The organism is Paraburkholderia sp. FW306-2-2C-D06C, assembly GCF_058781505.1.
The window spans coordinates 37,834-55,579 of the sequence record NZ_JBYSWU010000043.1; the positions used below are offsets into that span (position 1 = coordinate 37,834).

The window sequence follows — 17,746 nt, forward strand, 5'->3', positions numbered from 1 at the left end:
CTATCGCTTCGATAGATTTTCCCAACGGCTTTCCGAATACGACGCAGGGGACACAGCAGGTGACGCAAGGCTCAAAGTACGATTTGCTCGTCGTGGGCGGCGGGATCAACGGCGCAGGCATCGCACGCGATGCGGCGGGCCGTGGCCTGTCGGTGTTGCTCTGCGAGCAGGACGATCTGGCGGCGCACACGTCGTCGGCCAGCACGAAGCTGATTCACGGCGGCCTGCGCTACCTCGAATACCGCGAGTTCGGGCTGGTGCGCAAAGCCTTGCAGGAGCGTGAAACGCTGCTGCGCGCGGCGCCGCACATCATGTGGCCGCTGCGCTTCGTGATGCCGCACATGCCCGATCTGCGTCCGGCCTGGCTGATCCGCGCCGGCCTCTTCCTTTACGATCACCTCGCCAAACGCGAGCTGCTGCCGGGCTCGCGCGGCATCGTCATGCGCCACCATCCGGCGGGCGCGCCGCTGGTCGATTCGATCAAGCGCGGTTTCGTGTATTCGGACGGCTGGGTCAATGACGCGCGTCTGGTCGTGCTGAACGCGCTGGATGCGCAGGAACGCGGCGCGAAGATTCTCACGCGCACCAGGCTGATCAGCGCGGTGCGCGCCGGCGGCGAATGGCGCGCGCAACTCAGGCGCGCCGACGGCACGATCCTCGACGTGCGCGCCGCTTCGATCGCGAACGCGGCCGGTCCGTGGGTCGGCGAACTGCTGCAAGGCGCGCTCGGCCGGGAAGCGACGCACAGCGTGCGCCTCGTGAAAGGCAGTCACATCGTCACGCGCCGCCTGTTCGAACACGATCACGCGTACATCTTTCAGAACCCGGACAAGCGGATCATCTTCGCGATTCCGTACGAACACGATTACACGCTGATCGGCACGACCGATATCGAGTATCGCGGCGACCCTTCGCTAGTCGCGATCACGCCGGACGAAACGCAATATCTGTGCGATTCGATCAACCGCTACTTCAAGCAGAAGATCACCCCGCAAGACGTGCGCTGGACCTACTCGGGCGTGCGTCCGCTGCTCGAAGAAGAAGGCGCGGACAACCCGTCGGCGGTCACGCGCGACTACTCGCTCGAACTTGACGCACCCGCGGGAGAAGCGCCGCTGTTGTCGGTGTTCGGCGGCAAGATCACCACATTCCGCAAGCTGGCCGAAGAAGCCGTGGACAAGCTCGCACCCGCGCTGCAAAACAACACGCCTTCGTGGACAGCCGGCGCGCCGTTGCCCGGCGGCGATATTCCGCGAGCGAACTTCGAGCGCTTTCTCGCCCAGTTCAAGCAGCAGCATGCGTGGCTGCCCGCCGACCTCGCGCATCGCCTCGCTCGAGCGTATGGCACGCGAGTCAAGAATGTGATCGGCAACGCAAGCTCGCTGGCTGAACTCGGCAACGCATTCGCGCCGGGTCTTTACGAAGCCGAACTCGTTTATCTGCGCGACGTCGAGTGGGCGCGCAGCGCGCAAGACGTGTTGTGGCGCCGCTCGAAACTCGGTTTGCACGTCGAGCCGGGCACGCTCGATTCGGTCACGCACGACATCGACACGTGGTTCGCGCACGAGCCCGTCAGACAAAAGCAGAACGCGTAAGGCCGTTGCAACGCGGCCCGATCGCACAACCCGAAACGCTTCACCCCTCGGCTACGGACAAAGCCGGGACGCACCACCGCAAGCTGTTGCACACCGCTTAAAACAACAAGCCGTTCCCGTCGCCGGTTCGCAATCCGGCGATTCATAAAACGCATGGAGAAGAGACAATGCAGGATCAATACATCCTCGCGCTTGACCAAGGCACCACCAGCTCCCGCGCAATGCTGTTCGACCGGCTCGGCAATATCGTGTCGACCGCTCAGAAGGAGTTCCAGCAGATCTATCCGCGCCCGGGCTGGGTCGAGCACGATCCGCAGGAAATCTGGGCAAGTCAGGCCGGCGTCGCCGCCGAGGCCGTCACGCGAGCCGGCATGAACGGCACGTCGATCGCGGCGATCGGCATCACCAATCAGCGTGAAACCACCATCGTGTGGGACCGCGAAACCGGTCACCCCATCTATAACGCGATCGTCTGGCAAGACCGCCGCACCGCCGACTTCTGCGACCAGCTCAAGGAGCAAGGTCTCGAAGAGAAGGTTCGTGCGAAAACCGGCCTGCCGATCGACTCGTATTTCTCGGCGACCAAGATCCGCTGGATTCTCGACAATGTCGAAGGCGCGCGCGAAAAGGCCAGGCAAGGCCGCCTCGCGTTCGGCACGGTGGATAGCTGGCTGGTGTGGAATTTCACCAAGGGCGGCCTGCACGTCACCGACGTGACCAACGCGTCGCGCACGATGCTGTTCAACATCCACACGCTGAAGTGGGACGACGAACTGCTCGAAGCACTCGATATTCCGCGCAACATGTTGCCGGAAGTGCGTGCTTCGTCGGAAGTGTACGGGCCGACCAAGACCACCGTGTTCGCCTCGAAGATTCCGCTCGCGGGCATCGCCGGCGACCAGCACGCGGCCCTCTTCGGCCAGATGTGCACGCAATCGGGCATGGTGAAGAACACCTACGGCACCGGCTGCTTCCTCGTGATGAACACCGGCGACAAGCCGATCGAATCGAAGAACAATCTCGTCACCACGATCGCGTGGCAGATCGGCGACCAGATCAATTACGCGCTCGAAGGCAGCATCTTTATCGCGGGCGCTGTCGTGCAATGGCTGCGCGACGGTCTCGGCATCATCAAAAGCGCGGCGGACATCGAAACGCTGGCGCGCAGCGTGCCGCATGGCGACGGCGTGTATCTGGTGCCCGCCTTTGCCGGCCTCGGCGCGCCGCACTGGAATCCACGCGCTCGCGGCACGCTGTTCGGCGTGACGCGCGGCACGACCTCGGCGCATATCGCACGCGCCGCGCTCGATTCGATCGCGTACCAATCGCTCGACGTGCTGAAGGCAATGGAAGCCGACTCCGGCATTCGCATCGGCGAATTGCGCGTGGACGGCGGCGCCTGCGCGAACAATCTGCTGATGCAGTTCCAGGCGGACATTCTCGGCGTCGACGCGGTACGCCCGCAAGTTTCGGAAACGACCGCATTGGGCGCGGCGTATCTGGCCGGTCTCGCGGTCGGTTACTGGAAAGACGTGGACGAGCTGCAAAGCCAGTGGAAGCTCGACCGCCGCTTCACGCCTGCCCTGCCGCAGGCCGACGTCAAGGAATGCCTCGACGGCTGGCAGCGCGCGATTCGCGCCGCGAAGGCCTGGGCCGACACGCCCTGATCACACCTATCGCCGTTCCATAAAACAGCTTTCGACATAACGAAGCCGCTTTCTCAAGCGGCTTCCCTAATAACTATATTTCGGATAACCAACAATGTCTCCTTACATTGCGGAATTCATCGGCACAGCCCTCGTGGTGCTGCTCGGCGACGGCGCGGTCGCCAACGTGCTGCTCGCGCGCACCAAAGGCAAGGGCGCGGATCTGATCGTGATCGTGATGGGCTGGGCAATGGCCGTGTTCATCGCCGTCTATGTGACGGCGTCGTTCAGCGGTGCGCATCTGAATCCGGTGGTGACGATCAGCCTCGCACTGGCCGGCAAGTTCGCATGGGCCAAGGTGCCCGGCTACGTCGCGGCGCAGATGCTCGGCGGCATGGCGGGCGCCCTGCTCGTCTGGATCGCGTATCGCCAACACTTTGCGAAGGAGGGCGATGCCGACGTGAAGCTCGGCGTGTTCTGCACGTCGCCGGCGATCCGCAGCGTGCCGCACAACCTGCTCACGGAAATGATCGCGACCTTCGTGCTGATTCTCGGCGTGCTGTATCTGGCGTCGCCGCAAGTCGGTCTGGGCGCGCTCGACGCGTTGCCGGTCGGCCTGCTGGTGCTCGGCATCGGCATCTCGCTCGGCGGCCCGACGGGTTACGCGATGAGCCCGGCACGCGATCTGTCACCGCGTCTGATGCACGCGCTGCTGCCGATTCCGGGCAAGCGCGACAGCGATTGGCGCTATGCGTGGATTCCGGTGCTCGGGCCGCTCGCCGGCGGCGCGGTGGCCACCTTGCTGTACCTGTACCTGCATACGCATTGACCGTGCGGCACGCGTAAGCACTGACGGACAGCGACGCCGCCGCGCAGGCGGCGTCAAAGCACGTATCATGTCGCTTTCAATCTCCGCGCATGAGCTTGCAACAGTCTTGCCCATGCGCTTCTCGCTTTCCGTTTCAACGCATGATCGACCATCTCATCTGTGACTGCGACGGCGTGCTCGTCGACAGCGAAATCATCGCTGACCGCGTGCTCTTCGACACGCTGTCCGCCGCCTTCCCTGGCCTCGATTTCGAACCCGTCGTCAAAACGGCGTTTGGCCAGCAGACCTCGCGCTTTCTCGAAGGCATCGAAAAGTCGTTCGATGTCACGCTGCCCGCGGATTTCCTTGAAACCGTCGAGCACAACGTGGAACTCGCGCTTGCCGCGTCGCTGAGTCCGATCAACGGCGTGCGCGACGCCTTGCAACGTGTGACGCTGCCGGCCGCGGTCGTGTCGAACAGCCGGATGGCGCGCGTGAATGCGTCGGTGCGGCGCGCGGGTTTGCAGCAGATTTTCGGCGAACGGATTTTCAGCGCTGAACAGGTGGCGCGGCCGAAGCCTTTCCCGGATGTGTATCTGTTCGCCGCCAGGACGCTGGAGGTGGAGCCTTCGCGATGCATCGTCGTCGAAGACAGCGTGGCGGGTCTGAATGCGGCGCGCGCGGCGGGTATGAAGACGATCGCGTTCGTCGGCGCGAGCCATATCCCCGACGGCTATGCGGATGCGCTGCGCAAGATGGGCATGACGCGCATCATGAAACATATGGACGAACTGCCCGCGCTGATCGAAGCAGGCGTGCGCGGCGAGTTCGGCGACGTGCGGTCGTAACGGCCCCCGTGGCCATGGCCATTGCCGCAACCGTAATCGCAACAAAAAAACGGCTAGTGAACTGCACCCCAAATCGTTGGACGGGTGTCCAACTTTTGGGGTGCAGTTCATAGCTAGTCGGCTTTTTTTACCGAACACGCGTCAGCGCGTATCCGCAACTCAAGCCTCGTCGGCCACGCATTCACGTGCCGTCGCCAGCGACTCGCGGAATTCCACCAGTTCGGCGATCGTCAGCATCGGCAGATTGTGTTGCGCGGCGAAGCGCTCGACGTCGGCGCCGCGCGTCATCGTGCCGTCCGCGTTCATCAGTTCGCACAGCACGCCGGCCGGCTTCAGACCCGCGAGAATCGCCAGATCGACCGTGCCTTCGGTGTGGCCGCGGCGCGCCAGCACGCCGCCGGGCATCGCGCGCAACGGGAATACGTGGCCCGGACGCACGATGTCGGCGGGCTTCGCCGTATCGGCGATCGCAGCGCGGATCGTCGTCACGCGGTCGAGCGCGGACACACCCGTCGTCACGCCGTCGCGTGCTTCGATCGAGACAGTGAACGCGGTGCCATGACGGCTTTCGTTGTTGATGGCCATCGGCGGCAGTTCGAGCGCGCGGATCTTGTCGTCGGGCAGGCACAGGCAGACGATGCCGCTGCATTCGCGGATCAGCAACGCCATGGTTTCGACGGAAAGACGCTCGGCGGAAACGATCAGATCGGCTTCGTTCTCGCGGTCGTGGTCGTCTTGCAGGACGACGGCGCGGCCATCGCGCATCGCTTGCAATGCGGCGGCGATACGGGGCGGGACAGGCTCGGTGGCAAGCAGCGGGAAATCGAGGAATGCATCGCCCCCCAAGGGGGCTTCTTTCGGTCCGTCCCACAAGGAGACTTCCCTCGGGGCGTCTGCAATCGTCGACGGTGCAGGAAAAGTAGCAAAGGACATGTGAAACGCTCATCGCAAAAGTTGGGCGAAAAACGTTTCAGGGCATTGCAAACAGACAAAGACGCGCCGCTGAACGCCGCGCAAAGCGACGCTCGCGCACCGCTCCAACCCCAGGCGGCGCCGCGGAAACGAACATGACTATCTGCACATCTTCTTCCATCCGGACTCTAACCGTCGGCTCTGGCTTCTCACCAGATCTGCTGACCCCGCCGTGTCTTCGATGCTGCGAAGACGCTTGCCAAGCGGGCGCTCGCGGGCTCGCCGGCTCACGCTTTCGCGTTGCCGGCATACCGCCGGTGGGGAATTTCACCCCGCCCTGAAGACGCACTGATTGCCGGATCGACCGGCTGGCAAAGCATACAACAGCCGCGCCGCACGTGCAGCGCAACCCCTACAGACCAGACGGACATCTCCGTCTGGCAACGCAAGTGGAACCACGCTCGCGCCGCGCAACCTCATCGCATCAAACCGGTGCGCTCTGCCGCGTCGCCTCGTGCGAGGCGGGCACGTCCCAGCGCGGCGGCGATTCCGCCTTCAGCGTCACACGAAACGCGCGCGCTTCGGTGTCACCAGGATTGCGCAGACTGTGCGGCTGATCGGCATCGAAGACGATCGCATCGCCCGTGGCCAGCAATTGACGCTGATCGTGCACGCTGACTTCCAGCGTGCCTTCGCTCACCACCAGGTTCACGGTCGTACCCGGCGCGCGGCGCGTGCCGGCCTCGGTATGCAGCGGCGCGACGCGCAACTCGTGAAACTCGGCGGCGGTCGGCTCGGCGTCGGGATAAAGCGGCCGGGCCGAATAACGGCCGTTCGAACTGACCACGCGCGACGAGCGTTCGGCCGGCAAATGCTCGAAGCCGTTCGTCGCGTGACGCCGCAAGAACGCCGCCACCGACACCTTCAGCGCCGCCGCGACCTTGCACAGCACCTTGATCGACGGCACGCTGCGCGCCGACTCGATCTGCGCGAGCATCGCTCGCGAAACGCCCGAAGCGCGCGCCAATGCGTCGAGCGACAGTTGCCGCTCGGCGCGCAAACGGGCGAGATTCACGCCGACCAGATGTTCCAGTGCATCGAAGGGTTCGGCGGCACGCGGCGACGCTTCGGTGTCAGCCGCGGGATCGCGAACCAGCGCAAGCGGGGAATGCATGATTGCCTCCAGGAGCGCCGCCGGACGGCGGGCAAACGATTAGTGGAAGCAAGATAGCATCGCGCCTGACTGAGCCCAACGAAGTTATCTTCACACTGTTATCAGCATTGCGGAGGACGATTCTCGCAAAGCTTGTGCGAATTTTTCATATGCGCGTTCGCATGCAGATTCGCACGCTCAGGCCCGCTGCGCCACGGTCGACGCCGGCGCATCCATCCGCGCGGCGAACCACGTCAGCAGCACAGCCACCGCGCTGACGGCTGCCGCCACCCACGGCAGCGTATCGAGCGCATGGCCGTGATTGATCACCAGACCGCCGAGCCACGCGCCGCCCGCATTGCCGACGTTGAACGCGCCGATGTTCAACGTGGACGCCAGATTCGGCGCCGCGGCCGCCTTCTCGACCACGCGCATCTGCAACGGCGGCACGGTCGCGAACGCGGCGATGCCCCACACGAACACGGTAATCGCCGCCGCCACCTGCGAATGGCTGGTGCGCGCGAAGATCGCCATCACCACCGCGAGCGCGACCAGAATGCCCATCAGCGAAGGCATCAGCGCACGGTCCGCGAGCTTGCCGCCCACCGTATTGCCGATCGTCAGGCCGAGGCCGAACAGCACCAGAATCAGCGTCACGCCGCGCGGCGAGAAGCCGCTCACCTGCTCGAGAATCGGCGCGATGTAGGTGAACACCACGAACACGCCGCCAAAGCCGAGCACCGTCATCGCGAGCGCGGTCCAGACTTGCGGGTCCTTCAGCACGCGCACTTCATGGCCGAGGCCGACCGGCCCGGAATCGTGACGATTCGGCACCAGCGCCGTCACACCCGCCAGCGACAACACGCCGAACGCGCTCACGATCCAGAACGCGGCGCGCCAGCCGAACTCCTGACCGATGAAGGTGCCGAACGGCACGCCGAGCACGTTGGCGAGCGTCAAGCCGGTGAACATCAGCGCAATCGCGCTCGCGCGCTTTTCGGCCGGCACAAGCGAAGCCGCCACCACCGCGCCGATGCCGAAGAACGAACCATGCGCGAACGAGGTCACCACGCGCGCGATCATCAGCACCGAATAACCGGACGCAATCGCACACAGCGTATTGCCGACGATGAACACGCCCATCAGCAGTTGCAACGCGAGCTTGCGCGGCATCTTGCTGGTGATCACCGCGACGAGCGGCGCGCCGACCGCGACGCCGAGCGCGTAGCCGCTCACGAGCAAACCGGCCGACGGAATCGACACCGCCAGATCGTGCGCGACCTCGGGCAGCAAACCCATGATCACGAACTCAGTCGTGCCGATCGCGAATGCGCTGATCGCCAGCGCCAGTAGTGGAATGGGCATCCTTCTTCTCCAGGTTCTAAAGTTGAGCGCGGTGAACATGACGCAGCGCGATCACGAATTCGACGACCACACCCGGCGCGAGCGCGACGAACAGTTGCAATCCGGCTCGCTGCGGACCCATCTGCGGCACTTCGGCGAGCTGATAGGGCACGTCCGCCGCATGCAGCCGGCCAAGCAGCGCCTGCCATTCGCCGGCGCTCTCCAGCCGGAACGCGATGTGGTCGATGCGCGGCGCCGATCTTCCCGCCAGAGCCGGCACCGTCGCGTCGATCAGATGAATCACCGGCCGGCCGTTCGCATACAGCCAATTGCCGTCGATCGAAAACGGCGGACGCGCGCCATCCGTCAACCCGACGACGTCGACGAAAAAACGTCGGGCGGTGTCGAGTTCGGCGGTGACGATCGTCGCGTGATCGAGTTGCATGATGTCGGCGGCTCGGTGCACATCAGGGTTTTCGAGGCGTGCATTGTCGGTGGCCGGCGTCGATTTGATAATTGGCGTAGCATTTGAAGCATTTTCAAATTCTTTTGAAATATCGCGATGGATAACCTCGGTGACATCCGCCTGTTCGTCGAAGCGGCGCAGCAGGGCAGCCTGTCGGCAGCGGGCCGCAAGATGGGCCTGACGCCGGCCGCCGCCAGTGCGCGTCTCGCCAAGCTCGAAGCCGGCCTGAAAGCGCGTCTGTTCGAGCGCACCACCCGCCAGTTGCGGCTCACCGACGAAGGCCGCCTGTACCTGAATTGCTGCCGCCAGGCGCTGCAATCGCTCGATGACGCCGAAGCCGCGCTGCAAGCCGGTCAAGGCGTGGTGCGCGGCAAAGTGCGGATTTCCGCGACGTCCGATTTCGGCCGCAATCTGTTGATGCACTGGCTCGACGAGTTCAACGCGCTGTATCCGGAGGTGACGTTCGCGCTGACGCTGTCGGACTCGCTGTCGAATCTGGTGCAGGAGGACATCGATATTGCAATCCGCTTCGGCGTGCCGCAAGACAGTTCGCTGGTCGCGCGCAAGCTGGCGCCCAATCGGCGCGTGCTGTGCGCGTCGCCGGATTACATCGCGCGCCGCGGGGAGCCGAAAGACCCGCACGATCTGGCGAATTTCGACTGCATCGTGCTCGGCACCGCATCGGGGCCGGTCAACGAATGGCGTTTTACGCGCGGCGACGAAGTGCAGCATTACACCGTGCCGTTCGAGAGCGCCCGCGAGACCAACGACGGCGCCGTCGCCCGCGAATGGGCGCTGCGCGGCTACGGGATCGTGATCAAGTCGATGTGGGACGTGGAAGCGGACCTGCGCGCCGACGGCCTGAAAATCCTGCTGCCCGAGTGGCGCTATCCGGACGCGCCGCTGCACGCGCTCTATCACCGCAACCGCTTCATGGCGCCGCGCGTGCGCGTGCTGCTGGATTTCCTGAGCGAGCGCTTCGCGCAGGTGTCGGACGAACTGGAGGGCCTGCTGGGCTTGCCGCCGGAGCGGCCGGAAGCAAAGGCCGCAGCAGAAACCGCACCCGATGAAGGGCTATAATATTGAGCTACGCTGCAAACGTGCATTGAAAGTGGCCCAAGCGAAGTGGCCCAAGCGTGGCCCATGTCAGTGACAAATCACTGGGAAGCGCCGCCCCGCGGCTGGTTCGCACGCTGCCCGCACGTTTGGCCCCTCTTCACCTTTAAACGACGCCCCCAGGTTAACCACTGCGACCGGCGAAATTCGATGACCAAGAAAGTTTATGTAAAGACCTTTGGCTGCCAGATGAACGAGTACGACTCCGACAAGATGGTCGACGTACTCGGCGCGGCTGAAGGACTCGTCAAGACCGACACGCCGGAAGACGCGGACGTCATTCTGTTCAACACCTGCTCGGTGCGCGAAAAAGCGCAAGAGAAAGTCTTCTCCGACCTCGGCCGCGTGCGCGAGCTGAAGGAAGCGAATCCCGATCTGATCATTGGCGTAGGCGGCTGCGTGGCGAGCCAGGAAGGCGCGTCGATCGTTGCGCGCGCACCATATGTCGATCTGGTGTTCGGTCCGCAAACGCTGCACCGTCTTCCGCAGATGATCGACAAGCGCCGTGAAAGCGGCCGCGCGCAAGTCGATATTTCGTTCCCGGAAATCGAAAAGTTCGATCACCTGCCGCCGGCGCGCGTCGAAGGCCCGAGCGCGTTCGTGTCGATCATGGAAGGCTGCAGCAAGTACTGCAGCTACTGCGTCGTGCCGTACACGCGCGGCGAAGAAGTGTCGCGCCCGCTGGACGACGTGCTGACCGAAATCGCCGGTCTCGCCGACCAGGGCGTGCGCGAAGTCACGCTGCTCGGCCAGAACGTGAACGCGTATCGCGGCGGTCTCACGCTCGGCTCGACCGAAATCGCGGACTTCGCCACGCTGATCGAGTACGTCGCCGATATTCCGGGCATCGAACGGATTCGCTACACCACGTCGCATCCGAAGGAATTCACGCAGCGCCTGATCGACACCTACGCCAAGGTGCCGAAGCTCGTCAGCCATCTGCATCTGCCGGTGCAGCACGGTTCCGACCGCATCCTGATGGCGATGAAGCGCGGCTACACCGTGCTCGAATACAAGTCGGTGATCCGCAAGCTGCGCGCGATCCGCCCTGACCTGTCGCTGTCCACCGACATGATCGTCGGCTTCCCCGGCGAAACGGAAGAAGACTTCGACAAGATGATGACGCTCGTGCACGAGATGAAGTACGACACCAGCTTCTCGTTCATCTACAGCCCGCGCCCCGGCACGCCGGCCGCGAATCTGCACGACGACACGCCGCGAGAAGCGAAGCTCAAACGTCTGCAACATTTGCAGGCCACCATCGAAGAAAACGTGCAGCGCATCAGCGACGCGATGGTCGGCAAGGTCGAGCGGATTCTGGTCGAGCGCCCGGCGCGCAAGGACCCGAACGAACTCGCGGGCCGCACCGAGAACAATCGCGTGGTGAATTTCCCGGCGCCAGTGGCGTCGCACGCGCGGCTGATCGGCCAGATGGTCGACGTGAAGATCGTCCACGCGTATCCGCATTCGCTGCGCGGCGAGCTGGTGCTGGTGCACGACGATGCGCTCGCGACCACCCACTGAATTCGCTGAGCTACGTCACTGAGCTACGTAAGCGCACGACGCCGCCAGGTTACGCAACTGAGCGTTTTGAAACCGACAGGATCGATCCACCGCCTTGAAGACCACTCAGCAGCATCTGGAATTCACAGCACCGCGCGAAGACAACGCGCGGCTCGCCAACCTCTGCGGACCGCTCGATGAAAATCTGCGGCAGATCGAGCAGGCGCTCGACGTGACGCTGCAACGCCGTGGCCATCGCATCACGATTCGCGGACGCGGTGCGAAACTCGCGCTCACCGCACTCGAAAACTTCTACAACAACGCACGCGAGCCGCTGTCGGTCGACGACATCCAGCTTGCGCTCATCGAAGTGCGCCATCCGGCGCGCCAGCGCACGAACGGCAACGGCAGTGAAGAAGGCGATGCGCGTTTCCCCGGCAATCCGGATCATCCGTTCGACCAGCCTGCCGACAACGGCGACGACGACCTCGAAGAACTCGGCCCGAAGCTGTACACGCGGCGCGCCGATCTGCGCGGCCGGACGCCGGCGCAACGCGAGTATCTGAAGCAGATCGTCTCGCACGACGTGACCTTCGGCGTCGGTCCGGCCGGCACCGGCAAGACGTATCTCGCGGTGGCGTGCGCGGTGGATGCGCTGGAGCGCGATCAGGTCAAGCGCATCGTGCTGACGCGCCCGGCCGTGGAAGCGGGCGAGCGCCTCGGCTTCCTGCCGGGCGATCTGGCGCAGAAGGTCGATCCGTATCTGCGCCCGCTCTACGACGCGCTGTACGACCTGCTCGGCTTCGACAAGACCGCGAAGATGTTCGAGCGGCAGATGATCGAAATCGCGCCGCTCGCGTACATGCGCGGCCGGACGCTGAACCACGCGTTCATCATCCTCGACGAAGCGCAGAACACCACGCCCGAACAGATGAAGATGTTCCTCACGCGGATCGGCTTCGGCTCGAAGGCGGTGGTGACCGGCGACACGACGCAGGTCGATTTGCCGCGCGGCGCGAAGAGCGGGCTGATCGAAGCACAGCAGGTGCTCTCGGACGTGCGCGGCATTGCGCTCACGCGCTTCACCAGCGCGGACGTGGTGCGGCATCCGCTGGTCGCGCGAATTGTGGAGGCGTACGATGCGCATGCGCAGAAATCCGTCAATCCGGCGGATTCCCGCTGATCGACGTCGACTGCCGTTGAAAATGCGGTTGAAAATGCCGTCGCCAGGAAAGCAAGAAATCGAAAAAGCATGAGCCGCGCCCCGAAACTGACGTTGAATCTGCAATTCCCTGCCGCCAAGGCCTGGCCGGAACACAAGGCGCTGCTGCCGCGCGCCACCGTGGCCGGCTGGATCAAGGCGGCGCTTTTCGCGGACGGCGAACTGACGGTGCGTTTCGTCGACGCCGAGGAAGGGCGCACGCTGAACCGCACCTATCGCGGCAAGGATTACTCGACCAACGTGCTGACCTTCGCGTACGCCGAATCCGAAGACGATCCGGTGACGGGCGATCTGATCCTGTGCTGCCCGGTGGTCGAGAAAGAAGCCGCCGAACAGGGCAAGCCGCTCCTCGCGCACTACGCGCATCTGCTGGTGCACGGCACGCTCCACGCGCAAGGCTACGATCACGAGGTCGAGGAAGAAGCCGAGGAAATGGAAGCGCTCGAAACCGAAATTCTCGGCAAGCTCGGTTTCCCCGATCCGTATCAATAGCCACCGACAGCCACCGACAGCCACCGACAGCCACCGACATCATCGCTTGAAGCCCACCGTGAGCACCTCTTCCCCCGAAGCCGACACCCGAACGCCCTGCCCTGACTACCCACCGGCGCTCGGCGAATCGCGGCTGCTGACGGACGAGGAACTGCGCGCGTCGCTCGAATGTACGTTGCGCGACTGGAACCGCAAAAGCGATCTGTGGCTGTTCGGCTATGGCTCGCTGATCTGGAATCCCGGTCTGCCCACCGTCGAAGCGACCCGTTCCAGGGTGCATGGTTATCACCGCGGGCTCTATCTGTGGTCGCGGGTGAATCGCGGCACGCCGGAACAGCCGGGCCTCGTGCTCGCGCTCGATCGCGGCGGTTCCTGCACGGGGATCGCGTTCCGGCTCGCCGCCGAGGGCGCGATGCCCCATCTCGACGCCTTGTGGCGCCGCGAAATGGCGATGGGTTCGTATCGCCCGGCATGGCTGCCGTGCGTGCTCGCCGACGGCCGGCGTGTCGATGCGCTCGCGTTCGTGATGCGCCGCGACGTGCCGAGCTACACCGGCAAACTGCGCGACGAAGTCGTCAAAACCGTGTTCGGTTGCGCCTGCGGCCGCTACGGCACGACGCTCGATTATGTCAGCCGCACCGTCCATGCACTGCGCGAGAGCGGCATGCCGGACCGCGCGCTGGAAGCGCTGCTCGAGCGTTGCCACGAGGAAAGCGGTAACGAAAGTCGTGATGAAAGCCGCGACGAAGGCCGCGGGACAGGCGGCGAAGCGGGCAGCGAAGCGGACAATCAGGCGGACGGCCACGCGCGCCTGGCCGTCCGCCGGCAAGCGCGTTCCGAGTAAACCTCCGCGCAGTCCGCGCAGGCGCCGCGCCATCGCGCGCAACCGCCGCGAGCCGCGTTTTTTTGCTCCCGAACGTCTTTTGCCGCGTAATCAGTTAGGATTGACGTACGTCCCTCTGCTAGCGGAGGGGCGGTTTCACAGCGGCTTCGCTCATCGGCCAGCCCGGCGGGACACGGTCCTGCCATGTGCCTGGTGTATCCTTAATGCTCTGCAACAGCGCGCCCAGTCTCGCGAGGCGCACTACCATGAACGACACGTATCCCAGTCGACGCCATACCGACAAACCGCAAGAAAAGCGCTCACTTCTCGAGCGACTGACCGACTTCATCTCGCCTGAGCCCGACTCGCGCGGCGAACTTCTGGAAATTCTGCAGGACGCGCATGAGCGCAACCTGATCGACGCCGACTCGCTGTCGATGATCGAGGGCGTGTTCCAGGTTTCCGAACTGTGCGCGCGCGACATCATGGTGCCGCGCGCGCAAATGGACGCGATCAACATCGCGGACAATCCCGCCGAATTCATCCCCTACGTGCTGGAAAAAGCGCACTCGCGTTACCCGGTCTACGAGGGCAATCGCGACAACATCATCGGCGTGCTGCTGGCCAAAGACCTGCTGCGCTATTACGCCGAAGACGAATTCGACGTGCGCGGCATGCTGCGCCCCGCTGTCTTCATTCCGGAGTCGAAGCGCCTGAACGTGCTGCTGCACGACTTCCGCGTGAATCGCAATCACCTCGCGGTGGTGGTCGACGAATACGGCGGCGTGGCCGGTCTGATTACGATCGAAGACGTGCTGGAGCAGATCGTCGGCGACATTGAAGACGAATACGATTTCGACGAGGAAAGCGGCAACATCATCGCCTCGCCGGACGGCCGGTTCCGCGTGCGCGCGCTCACCGAGATCGAGCAGTTCAATGAGGCATTCGGCACACATTATTCGGACGAGGAAGTCGATACGATCGGCGGCCTTGTCACGCATCACTTCGGACGCGTGCCGCATCGCGGCGAAAAGGTCCGCATCGACGATCTGATCTTCGAGATTCTGCGCGGCGACGCCCGCCAGATCCACATGCTGCTGGTGCGCCGCGATCCGCTTGCCGGCCAGCGCGAGCGCGACGCACAGCACGTGCAGACCTGAACCTCCTCAATTTTTCGTTTCTTCAACTCCTCACGCCGACCGCGCAACAATGGCCGACCCGATTACTTCCCGTTCGCGCCGCGGCGTGAGTGCGCCTGCCGCCCAGGAAACACGCGGTCGCGCGCTGCCCCGCTGGCACTATCTCGTTGCTTTGGCCGCCGGCGCGGCCAATACGCTTTCGTTTGCGCCCACGCCGCACGGCGGCTGGCTCGAACTCGCGATCTTCACATTTTTCTTCGCCTGGCTCACACGCACGACCGGCTGGAAGAGTGCCGCGCTGACGGGCGGCGCATTCGGCTTCGGCAACTTCGTCACCGGCGTGTGGTGGCTGTACGTCAGCATGCATGACTACGGCGGCATGGCCGCGCCGCTGGCGGGCGCGGCGCTCGTGCTGTTCTCGCTGTATCTGGCGGTTTATCCGGCGCTGACCGCGGGCGTCTGGTCGTTCTGCGCCGGCCACGCGCGCAACGGCGCGCTCGACAACGACCCACCCTTCTCGCCGACCTGGCACGGCGCGCTGGCTTTTGCCAGCGCCTGGGCGATCGGCGAATGGCTGCGCGGCACCGTGTTCACCGGCTTTCCGTGGCTCTCGAGCGGCTATGCGCAGGTGGACGGTCCGCTCGCCGGGTTTGCGCCGATAGCGGGCGTGTACGGCGTCGGCTGGATGCTGGCGCTGGTGGCGGCGTTGCTCGTGCAGGCTCTGGTGCACCTGCGCGAGCGGCCTGGTGCGGCCACCGGCGGCAATGGAGAGAAGCGCGGTGGCGCGCGTGCCGTCGCGCCGGCGCTGGTTGCGCTCGCGCTGCTTGCAGCCGGCCTGCTGCTGCCGCTCGCGCATTGGACTGTGCCGGCCAACGCGGCGCTCTCCGTGCGCCTGCTGCAAGGCAACGTCAAGCAGGAGATGAAGTTCGAAGAAGCGGGCATGCGCGCTGCGATCGACCAGTATCAGCAGATGATCACGTCGAAGCCGGCCGACCTGATCGTCACGCCGGAAACGGCCGTTCCGGTACTGGCGCAGCAATTGCCGCTGCCGTTCGCGTCGGCGGTGCGCAACTTTTCGGATACGACTGGCACCGCGGTCCTGTTCGGCGCGATCGGCGGCACGATTACGCCGGAAGGCCAGGTGGTCGACTATACGAACAGCCTGTTCGGCGTCACGCCGGGCACTCGCGACGTGTATCGCTACGACAAGCACCACCTCGTGCCGTTCGGCGAATTCGTGCCGTGGGGTTTCCGCTGGTTCGTCAATCTGATGCGCATTCCGCTCGGCGATTTCGCGCGTGGCGCGCCGGTGCAGAAGCCGTTCGTCGTGCATAACCAGCCGGTCGCCGTCAACATCTGCTACGAGGATATTTTCGGCGAAGAGATCGCGCGAACCGTACGCGAAAGCGATACGCCCGCGGGCGTGCTGGTCAACTCGACGAATCTCGCCTGGTTCGGCGACACGATCGCGCTGGATCAGCATTTGCAGATTGCCCGCATGCGTTCGCTGGAAACCGGCCGGCCGATGCTGCGCGCAACCAACACCGGCATGACAGCCGCGATCGATGCGAACGGCAAAGTGCTTGGACGCCTGACGCCGTACACGGTCGGCTCACTCGACGTGACGGTGCAAGGCACGTCGGGCAGCACGCCTTATGTGACGAGCGGCAACAACACGGTGCTGGCGGTTTCGTTGTTCCTGCTGGCGTTTGGGTTTGCGTTCGGGCCGGGGATCAGGCGGCGGCAAAACGGTACGAAGTGAAGCGGCGATAAAACGCCGAATATGTCGATTACATAAACCATTACGCCGCCCGACATACAAAAAAAATGCGCCTGACGAGCAGGCGCATTTTTTTACCGCAAACGTAAGCTTCAATTCAGGATGATTCGGGTTTCCGAAAGCTCGAATAACGTCATTTTGAAATCTTGCGACAATTGCAGGCAGTCGTTATTCAAACTTCACTCGCAGCGGCCCCTCCGCCGCCCGCTCAGTTCGCCGGCACCGTATCAATGAACGACTGGCGCAGCGACAGTTTCTGGAAATGCTTGTCCAGATTCGGATACGCTTCGCGCCAGTTCAGCTCGGGCATGCGGAAATCGAGGTAGCCCAGCGCGCAGCCCACGGCGATATCCGCGAGCGTGTAGTGAATGCCCGCGCACCAGGGCTTGCTGGCCAAGCCCTGCGACATCGCGATCAGGCCTTCGTCGATCTTGCGCTGCTGCCGCGCGACCCACGCGTCCACACGCTGTTCGGGCGTGCGCTGGGTGCCTTCGAGGCGAATCAGCACCGCCGCGTCCAGGATGCCGTCGGCCAGCGCCTCCCAGCAGCGCACTTCGACGCGCTCGCGCCCCGACTGCGGAATCAGCTTGCCGACCGGCGAAAGCGTATCGACGTACTCGCAGATCACCCGAGAATCGAACACCGCTTCACCGTCTTCCATGAGGAGGCACGGCACCTTGCCGAGCGGGTTGAAGGTGTGAATGGTGGTTTCCGGCGCCCAGACGTTCTCGAGCACCAGCTTGTAGTCAATCTTCTTCTCGGCCAGCACGATCCGCGCCTTACGCGCGAACGGGCTGCCGAGCGAACCGATGAGTTTCATCATCACATCTGCCCTTTTCTTGAATTCGGCGAAAGTATAAGTGGTCGGCGGCATTCCGAGCGCAGAGCCGCATCTTCGC

The 17,746-nt window shown here is 64.1% G+C and carries 16 protein-coding genes and 1 riboswitch; of the genes, 11 read left to right on the top strand and 5 right to left on the bottom strand.

What is annotated here, in order from left to right; translation table 11 throughout:
• Nucleotides 1–59 precede the first annotated feature (59 nt).
• From glpD to AC3WLT_RS26845, 4 genes are all read left to right on the top strand, one after another.
• Nucleotides 60–1,595 carry a glycerol-3-phosphate dehydrogenase gene (gene glpD, locus AC3WLT_RS26830; RefSeq protein WP_492594700.1) on the top strand — a complete coding sequence of 512 codons (1,536 nt, stop codon included), beginning with the start codon at nucleotides 60–62 and terminating at the stop codon, nucleotides 1,593–1,595.
• A 167-nt stretch (nucleotides 1,596–1,762) separates the two neighbouring features.
• Nucleotides 1,763–3,262, top strand: coding sequence for a glycerol kinase GlpK (gene glpK / locus AC3WLT_RS26835; RefSeq protein WP_492594701.1), 1,500 nt, complete (start codon nucleotides 1,763–1,765; stop codon nucleotides 3,260–3,262).
• Between the two features lie 94 nt (nucleotides 3,263–3,356).
• Nucleotides 3,357–4,070: an MIP/aquaporin family protein gene (locus tag AC3WLT_RS26840; RefSeq protein WP_492594702.1), complete on the top strand. Its 714-nt coding sequence runs from the start codon at nucleotides 3,357–3,359 to the stop codon at nucleotides 4,068–4,070.
• Nucleotides 4,071–4,210: 140 nt separating this feature from the next.
• Nucleotides 4,211–4,897, top strand: a complete 687-nt coding sequence (locus AC3WLT_RS26845; protein WP_492594703.1) for an HAD family hydrolase — start codon at nucleotides 4,211–4,213, stop codon at nucleotides 4,895–4,897.
• A gap of 159 nt (nucleotides 4,898–5,056) precedes the next feature.
• Here the strand turns inward: AC3WLT_RS26845 and ribB are convergent, their stop codons facing one another.
• The 4 genes from ribB to AC3WLT_RS26865 form a co-directional block, all read right to left on the bottom strand.
• Nucleotides 5,057–5,830, bottom strand: a complete 774-nt coding sequence (gene ribB, locus AC3WLT_RS26850) for a 3,4-dihydroxy-2-butanone-4-phosphate synthase (protein ID WP_492594704.1) — start codon at nucleotides 5,828–5,830, stop codon at nucleotides 5,057–5,059.
• Between the two features lie 144 nt (nucleotides 5,831–5,974).
• Nucleotides 5,975–6,158: riboswitch (FMN riboswitch) on the bottom strand.
• A 135-nt stretch (nucleotides 6,159–6,293) separates the two neighbouring features.
• Entirely contained in the window at nucleotides 6,294–6,983 is a 690-nt protein-coding gene (locus AC3WLT_RS26855; RefSeq protein WP_492594705.1) for a helix-turn-helix domain-containing protein, read from the bottom strand.
• A gap of 177 nt (nucleotides 6,984–7,160) precedes the next feature.
• Complete coding sequence (locus AC3WLT_RS26860; RefSeq protein WP_492594706.1) at nucleotides 7,161–8,327, bottom strand: MFS transporter; 1,167 nt, start codon at nucleotides 8,325–8,327, stop codon at nucleotides 7,161–7,163.
• Between the two features lie 16 nt (nucleotides 8,328–8,343).
• Nucleotides 8,344–8,751 carry a VOC family protein gene (locus tag AC3WLT_RS26865; protein ID WP_492594707.1) on the bottom strand — a complete coding sequence of 136 codons (408 nt, stop codon included), beginning with the start codon at nucleotides 8,749–8,751 and terminating at the stop codon, nucleotides 8,344–8,346.
• Between the two features lie 117 nt (nucleotides 8,752–8,868).
• Here AC3WLT_RS26865 and AC3WLT_RS26870 point away from each other — a divergent pair, with 117 nt between their 5' ends.
• The 7 genes from AC3WLT_RS26870 to lnt all read left to right on the top strand — a co-directional run bounded on the left by AC3WLT_RS26870 (nucleotide 8,869) and on the right by lnt (nucleotide 16,829).
• The gene (locus AC3WLT_RS26870) at nucleotides 8,869–9,852 is read left to right on the top strand and encodes a LysR family transcriptional regulator (RefSeq protein WP_492594708.1); all 984 of its coding nucleotides are present in this window, start codon (nucleotides 8,869–8,871) and stop codon (nucleotides 9,850–9,852) included.
• A 186-nt stretch (nucleotides 9,853–10,038) separates the two neighbouring features.
• Nucleotides 10,039–11,412, top strand: a complete 1,374-nt coding sequence (miaB, locus tag AC3WLT_RS26875; protein ID WP_492594709.1) for a tRNA (N6-isopentenyl adenosine(37)-C2)-methylthiotransferase MiaB — start codon at nucleotides 10,039–10,041, stop codon at nucleotides 11,410–11,412.
• A 94-nt stretch (nucleotides 11,413–11,506) separates the two neighbouring features.
• A complete protein-coding gene (locus AC3WLT_RS26880) occupies nucleotides 11,507–12,574 on the top strand; it encodes a PhoH family protein (protein ID WP_492594710.1) in 1,068 nt (355 codons plus the stop codon).
• Nucleotides 12,575–12,643: 69 nt separating this feature from the next.
• Complete coding sequence (ybeY, locus tag AC3WLT_RS26885) at nucleotides 12,644–13,105, top strand: rRNA maturation RNase YbeY (protein ID WP_492594711.1); 462 nt, start codon at nucleotides 12,644–12,646, stop codon at nucleotides 13,103–13,105.
• Between the two features lie 58 nt (nucleotides 13,106–13,163).
• The gene (locus AC3WLT_RS26890; protein WP_492594712.1) at nucleotides 13,164–13,949 is read left to right on the top strand and encodes a gamma-glutamylcyclotransferase; all 786 of its coding nucleotides are present in this window, start codon (nucleotides 13,164–13,166) and stop codon (nucleotides 13,947–13,949) included.
• Nucleotides 13,950–14,194: 245 nt separating this feature from the next.
• Nucleotides 14,195–15,088, top strand: coding sequence for a CorC family transporter (locus tag AC3WLT_RS26895; RefSeq protein WP_492594713.1), 894 nt, complete (start codon nucleotides 14,195–14,197; stop codon nucleotides 15,086–15,088).
• A 49-nt stretch (nucleotides 15,089–15,137) separates the two neighbouring features.
• A complete protein-coding gene (lnt, locus tag AC3WLT_RS26900) occupies nucleotides 15,138–16,829 on the top strand; it encodes an apolipoprotein N-acyltransferase (RefSeq protein WP_492594714.1) in 1,692 nt (563 codons plus the stop codon).
• 226 nt (nucleotides 16,830–17,055) lie between these two features.
• Here lnt and AC3WLT_RS26905 read toward each other — a convergent pair whose 3' ends face one another.
• The gene (locus AC3WLT_RS26905; RefSeq protein WP_492594715.1) at nucleotides 17,056–17,670 is read right to left on the bottom strand and encodes a glutathione S-transferase C-terminal domain-containing protein; all 615 of its coding nucleotides are present in this window, start codon (nucleotides 17,668–17,670) and stop codon (nucleotides 17,056–17,058) included.
• Between the last annotated feature and the right edge of the window lie 76 nt (nucleotides 17,671–17,746).